Source organism: Methylobacterium sp. WL64, assembly GCF_008039945.1.
GTDB lineage: Bacteria > Pseudomonadota > Alphaproteobacteria > Rhizobiales > Beijerinckiaceae > Methylobacterium.
Genome location: NZ_VRVA01000204.1, coordinates 1 through 5725 on the forward strand (window position 1 = coordinate 1; position 5725 = coordinate 5725).

8 protein-coding genes and 2 pseudogenes are annotated in these 5725 nt (G+C 74.6%); 7 read left to right on the forward strand and 3 right to left on the reverse strand.

Going from position 1 to position 5725, the window contains the following annotated elements:
- Positions 1–172 precede the first annotated feature (172 nt).
- The 3 genes from dps to FV242_RS32405 all read right to left on the reverse strand — a co-directional run bounded on the left by dps (position 173) and on the right by FV242_RS32405 (position 2948).
- Entirely contained in the window at positions 173–718 is a 546-nt protein-coding gene (dps, locus tag FV242_RS32395) for a DNA starvation/stationary phase protection protein Dps (protein WP_147910800.1), read from the reverse strand.
- A 180-nt stretch (positions 719–898) separates the two neighbouring features.
- Positions 899–1795, reverse strand: coding sequence for a trypsin-like serine protease (locus FV242_RS32400; RefSeq protein ID WP_147941801.1), 897 nt, complete (start codon positions 1793–1795; stop codon positions 899–901).
- 403 nt (positions 1796–2198) lie between these two features.
- Positions 2199–2948, reverse strand: coding sequence for a trypsin-like serine protease (locus tag FV242_RS32405; protein ID WP_147941802.1), 750 nt, complete (start codon positions 2946–2948; stop codon positions 2199–2201).
- A gap of 28 nt (positions 2949–2976) precedes the next feature.
- On the opposite strand from FV242_RS32405, the gene FV242_RS32410 reads away from it, so the two are divergent.
- From FV242_RS32410 to FV242_RS32440, 7 genes and pseudogenes are all read left to right on the forward strand, one after another.
- The gene (locus tag FV242_RS32410) at positions 2977–3537 is read left to right on the forward strand and encodes a hypothetical protein (protein ID WP_147941803.1); all 561 of its coding nucleotides are present in this window, start codon (positions 2977–2979) and stop codon (positions 3535–3537) included.
- A 41-nt stretch (positions 3538–3578) separates the two neighbouring features.
- Positions 3579–3932, forward strand: a complete 354-nt coding sequence (locus FV242_RS32415; RefSeq protein ID WP_147941804.1) for a head-tail adaptor protein — start codon at positions 3579–3581, stop codon at positions 3930–3932.
- Positions 3929–4345 (forward strand): DUF3168 domain-containing protein, encoded by a 417-nt coding sequence (locus tag FV242_RS32420; RefSeq protein WP_147941805.1) that lies wholly within the window; start codon positions 3929–3931, stop codon positions 4343–4345. Before FV242_RS32415 ends, FV242_RS32420 begins: the two co-directional genes overlap by 4 nt.
- A 60-nt stretch (positions 4346–4405) precedes the next feature.
- Positions 4406–4816 (forward strand): phage major tail protein, TP901-1 family, encoded by a 411-nt coding sequence (locus FV242_RS32425; RefSeq protein ID WP_147910794.1) that lies wholly within the window; start codon positions 4406–4408, stop codon positions 4814–4816.
- Positions 4817–4819: 3 nt separating this feature from the next.
- Entirely contained in the window at positions 4820–5152 is a 333-nt protein-coding gene (locus FV242_RS32430) for a gene transfer agent family protein (RefSeq protein WP_147941806.1), read from the forward strand.
- 59 nt (positions 5153–5211) lie between these two features.
- Positions 5212–5379, forward strand: a pseudogene (locus FV242_RS32435) (phage tail assembly chaperone); the annotation flags it as partial.
- A 102-nt stretch (positions 5380–5481) separates the two neighbouring features.
- A pseudogene (locus FV242_RS32440) lies at positions 5482–5725 on the forward strand (phage tail tape measure protein); the annotation flags it as partial.

Sequence of the window (5725 nt, forward strand, 5' to 3'; positions counted from 1 at the left end):
GGGGCGGGAGAGGGGAGCGACGCCTCCGGAAAGGGCGCGACGGGCGCGAACTCCTGCACCGTCACGCCGCCCCTCTCCCGACCCGGCCAAACGGCCGGCCCACCCTCCCCCGCAGAGGGGGGAGGGAAGGAGCGTGCCATTACCGAATCCGCTTGGCTCTCGACCGAAGCGCTTACCGCCCCGGGTTGCCGTCGCGCAGGGTGCCGGTCGGCTCCTGGACGTGGGCCTCGAGGAACCAGAGGTGCTTGTCGACCGCCCGCGAGATCTCGGTGAACAGGTCGGACGTGCCGTCATCGCCGGCCTCGTCGGTCTCGTCGATGTTATCGCGCACCGCGTTGGCGTAGGCGGCATAGCTGTCGATCAGCGCGGCCACGTGGTCGGCGATGGCGTAGATCCCGGTCGGGTAGGCCGGCAGCTTGGTCTTCTCGGCGACCGCCTGGGTCGAGCCGAACGCCGTGGCGCCGAGCTGCACCGCGCGCTCCGCGACCTTGTCGTTGAAGTCGTCGAGCTCGGTACGGAAGCCATCCAGCATCTCGTGGATACCGATGAACTGCGGGCCCTTGAGATTCCAGTGCGCCTGCTTGATCGCCAGGGCGAGGTCGATGCCGTCCGCCAGCCGGGCGTTCAGCGCCTCGACCGAGACCTGCTTGGCGTTCGAATCGGTGTTGTTACGGGTCTTGTGCGAGCGAACGGTGTCGCCTTTGCCGGTCTCAGCCATCAAATCTGCTCCGTGACTTTGCGTGCGGGCCTCCGCGCAGATGCCGATACGGCCGCGGGTCCTCATCGAACGCGATTGCGTTGCACAAACGCGACGGCGCGCCCGGTGTTCCGAGCGGCGCCGACACGTCCGGGCGCGCTGTCTCATCCCGACGGCCGATGACGGGCCCGGGGACGAGGCTCAGCGGCGCCGGCCGGGCTTGGCCATCCAGTCGGAGCGGTTGCCGCGGGGCAGGGCCTCGCCGACCGGGATCCGCGACAGTTCGGCCGACCGGGTGGCGATCCAGCCGGTATGCTCCGCCACCGGCGTCACCGCGGTGAAGCCGCCGCAGGCGGTCCGGCGCGCACCCTGCTGCAGGGCGCCGCTCGACCAGCTGACCACGCCGACGATCCGGTAGCCGCCGGGGCCGCCGACCAGGATCGGGCCGCCGGAATCGCCCAGGCACGCCCCGGCGCCCGAGGTCTCGGCCATCCGCCGCCGGTCGGTCACCACGGTCACCCGGTTGGCGACCTGCAGCGAGCCGATCGACACGAGGTGCGCCAGCCGCAGGATCCGCGCCGAGTCGCGCCGGTTCTCGGCCACGACGCCGAAGCCGGCGATGTCGACCGGCGCGCCGGTGTCGATCGTGGCGGCCCCGCGCGGATCCAGGGGCACGTAGTCGGCGCCGAGCGGCGCCTCGAGCTTGAGCAGGGCGAGGTCGACGCCCGGCTGGTCCTCCGGGGTCGTGCCGGGCACGAAGTCCGGATGCATGGTCGCGGCGATCACCGGGGTGCGCTGCTGGCGGAAGCCGCGGTCCACGCTGATGACGGTGTAGCCGGCCGGGCGCATCACGCAGTGGGCGGCGGTGAGCACGAGGTCCTGGGCGATCAGCGTGCCCGAGCAGATCTCGCCCTCGGTGCTCTCGATCCGCACCGCGAAGGTCCGGGCGCCGTTGGGGTCGCGGGTGGTGGTGCCGTTGATCACCGCGGATGCGGGCGCCGGCATCAATCCGGCCACGGCGCCCAGCAGGGCGCTGCCGAGCCCCAGGCCGAACAGACGCTCACGGGGGCCGGCCTTGCGCATCGGGCGACGGAACATCGGGCACTCCGGGGGCGCTCGCGGCGCAAGGTGGGACGCCGCGGCCAGAGGCGCGGCGCCGAGGGAGCCTAGAGCAAGGCAATGAACCGGCCAAGCTGCGGTTCCGGATCGGCAGTCAATGAGATGGGTGAACACTTTGATCGGCCACTGTTGAGCTTCGATCGCGTGGCCGGTCGGCGGTGGATCTGTCGGCTCACCCCCAACCCCGTCAGTCCGGGGCCGCGCAGCGGAGGCCGGAACCGAGAAGCGCGGGTTCAGCGAGGTCTTGCGGTCCCCGCCTGTGGGTTCCGGGCTCGCCCGCGGCGCCCCGGACCGACGATCTGGGGTTCTCAGCCGTCGTCTCGCACGCACACGGGCAGCGAACCGCAACCCCGCCGCGCGATTGCCCACCACGGGCGGCCCGTCAGCCGCCCCACTGCGCGCTGCGGCCCCATCCCGCCAGCACCCGGTCGATCCAGCCGCGCTGCGGTCCCACCAAAATGCCTTGGGTGAGGCCGCCGCAGGTCCCGCCGACCCAGGCGGCCAGCGCCAGCACGGACCCGTCCGGCGCGGTGATCGGGCCGCCGGAATCGCCCTGGCAGCCCCCACCGGCCGCACCCTTCAGCCAGACCAGGATGCGGCTCGGCCCGTGCGGCTCGATCACCGGCAAGCCGACGCTGCGGTAGGTTCCGGTCGAGCGCGGGTCGCCGGCCCTGGCGGCGCCGTAGCCCGACAGGGTCAGGCGTTCGCCGGCCCGGGGTAGCGCGGCGCCCAGGGTCACCGGGGCGAAGCGCGCCGGCAGCGGCGTCGCGGTGCGCAGGAGCGCGAGGTCGATGGACCGCCGGCGGCCCGAGGCTCCGCCGGCATCGTAGCCCGGATGGATCGCCCGGCCCGCCACCTCGACGAGGACCGGCGCCCCGGCCTCGTCGCGAAAATGGATCCGGTGCTCCTGCCCGGCGGCGGCGCAATGGGCGGCGGTCAGCACCGTATCGGGGGCGAGCACCACGCCGGTGCAGACGCCGCCCTTCGACGACAGGACCATCACGGCTCCGCCGGCCTGCGCCTCGGCGCCGCCGACGATCGCGTGGGCCGGGCCGGCCGCCAGCGACAGGGCCGCAGCCAGGACGGTGGCCGGGACGGTGAGGGCCGCCCGGCGGCGCTTCGGGGACGGCATTCGAAACATCCAGCGAGGGGGCAACGCGATGATCCCGATACGCGCCGACGGGGCCGTGGTCGAGCCGGTGACCGTCGCCGAGCTGCGGGCCTACCTGCGCCTCGACTCCGACGACGGCGGCACCGAGGACGGGCTGCTCCAGGCCCTGATCACCGCGGTCCGGGCCAGCCTGGAGATCGAGGCCCGCCGCATCCTGGTCCCGGGCCGCTACCGGATCGCCCTCGATGCCTGGCCCGCCAACGGCCGGCTGGCCGTGCCGCTGAGCCCGCTCGTGGCGCTCGTCCGCGCCGGCTTCGCGGACGCGAAGGGCGTCACCGAACTCGCCGCCGGCCTGGTCCGCCTCGGGCCGGAGCCGGTCGAGGCGCCGGGCCTGCTGATCGACGCAAACGTTCCGGACCCGGCCGGCCGGACGATCCTGATCGAGGTCGCGGCCGGGTTCGGGGGCGACGGCCCGCCGCTGCCGGCGCCCCTGCGGCTCGCGATCCTGCGGCTGGCCGCCGCCCGCTACGAGCACCGCGGCGACGAGCCGGATGCCGCCCGCACCGATGCCGCCGACCTCGCCGCGCCGTTCCGGCGGATGCGCCTGTGATCCGCCGCCCCGCCCGCATGCGACCGACCGGAGCAGCCCCGATGGCGCCCAATCCGCACCACCCTGCGCTCGGCGCCCGGCGCCGCCGCTTCGTGCTCGAACGGCCCCTGGAGCAGCCCGACGGGTTCGGGGGCGTGCTGCGCCGCTTCGTGGCCGGCCCGGTCCTGTGGGGCGCGATCACCCCGTCCGGGCTGGCCGACCGCCCGGAGGGCGGCCGGACCGACACGCGTCCCACCTACCGGGTCACCCTGCGCGCCGGGGTCGCCCTCGACCCGACCATGCGGCTCGCCGCCGGCCCCCGCCGCTTCGCGATCCGCGCCGTCGGCGAGCCGGACGCGCGGGGCCGCGACCTCGTCTGCCACGTCGAGGAGCTGGTTCGGGAGAGCGCGTCGTGAGCGACCCCAGCCCGCTCCTGGCCCTGCGCGCCGGCCTGATCGCCCGCTTCTCCGGCGACGCCGCGCTGGCCGCCCTGCTCGGCGGAAAAGTCCGGCTCCACGACGAGCCGCCCCGGGGTTCGGTGCCGGTCTACGCCCTGTTCGGCGACACCGAGAGCGTGGACGATTCCGTCGACGGCGCCGAGCGCCGCCGCCACAGCCACGCCATCGCGGTGATCGCCAAGCCCGGCTCGGTCCGCACCGCGCTGGACGCGGCCGCCCGCATGGCCGCGCTCCTCACCGACGCCGCCCTGCCGCTCCAGGGCTGCCGCCTCGTCACCCTGCGGGTCCGGGCGATCAGGGCGAGCCGCGACGCCCGCACCGGCGAGGCCCGCGCCACCCTGACGATCGAGGCCGTCACCGAGACCCTTTGAGGTGGGCGCGGTGCCTGACACGCACGGCACGTTCGATTGCGATGAGGCAGGAGGGAACCGATGGGCGCACAGAAGGGCAAGGATTTGCTGCTCCGGGCCGGCGACGGCGCGGGCGGCTTTCTGGCGGTGGCGGGCCTGCGCACCCGGCAGATCACCCTCAACGCGGAGACCGTGGACGTCACCAACGCGGACTCCACCGGCCGCTGGCGGGAGCTGCTGGCCGGTGCCGGCGTACGCCGGGCCGCGATCGCCGGCGCCGGGGTGTTCCGCGATCAGGCCTCGGACCTGCGCCTGCGGCTGATCTTCTTCGAGGGCGCGATCGAGACCTTCCAGGTGGTCGTGCCGGCCTTCGGGACCCTGGAGGGCCCGTTCCAGATCGCGAGCCTCGAATACCGAGGCGACCATGCCGGCGAGGTCACCTTCGACATCAGCCTCGACTCGGCGGGCGTGCTCGCCTTCACGGCGGCTTGAGCCATGGCCAACCGGATCCGCGGCGAGGTGCCGCTCCAGCTCGCCGGCCATCGCTACACCCTGTGCCTGACCCTCGGCGCGCTGGCCGAACTGGAGGGCGCGCTCAAGGCCGGCGACCTCGTCGGCCTGGCCGAACGCTTCGATGGCGGCCGGGTCTCGGCCCTGGACCTCATCGCCCTGCTGGGGGCGGCCCTGCGCGGCGGCGGCCACGCCCTCGACGACGACGCGGTGGCGCGCCTGCCGCTCGCCGGCGGGCTGGAAGCGGTCTCCACCGCCCTGGGCGAAGTGCTCGCCGCCGCGTTCGGGGAGGCGCCGGGCCCCGCAAACCCTCGGTAGGGCCGGCGCCCGACGGTTATGCGTCGGCGCCGGCTCGAGCCACGGCCTTTCCCTGGGACGACGCCCTCACCCTCGGCCTCGGAGCGCTCGGCTGGAATCCCGCCGCCTTCTGGGCGGCCACGCCCCGCGAGTTCGCCGCCGCGCTCGGCCGCCGCCGCGGCCCGGAGCCTCTGAGCCGCGACGGGTTCGAGCGCCTGCTCGCCGCCTATCCGGATCCGGGCCCGTGAACGGAGCCGGGGCTCCACCCCTGACCCGGCCAAAGGGCTGAGCCCTTTGGGATCCCGGGTGTTGGCACCACGCTGACCCCGACCAACCAGGAGGGCCGCCCGATGAGCGACGCCGATCCCGATCCGCAGGATGCCGCCCGGATCAAGCAACTCGAGACCTTGGACCAGCTCGCCAAGAATTTCGGGCGCAGCCTGGATTCGGCGCTCACCCGCGGGGCCGCCTCGGGGCGCAGCCTCGACGGCGTGCTCGGCACGATCGGCAGCAAGCTCGCCGGCGCGGCGGCCCGGGCGGCCGCCGGCCCGATCCGCTCCGGCATCTCCGGCCTGGTCAACGCCGTGCTCGGGG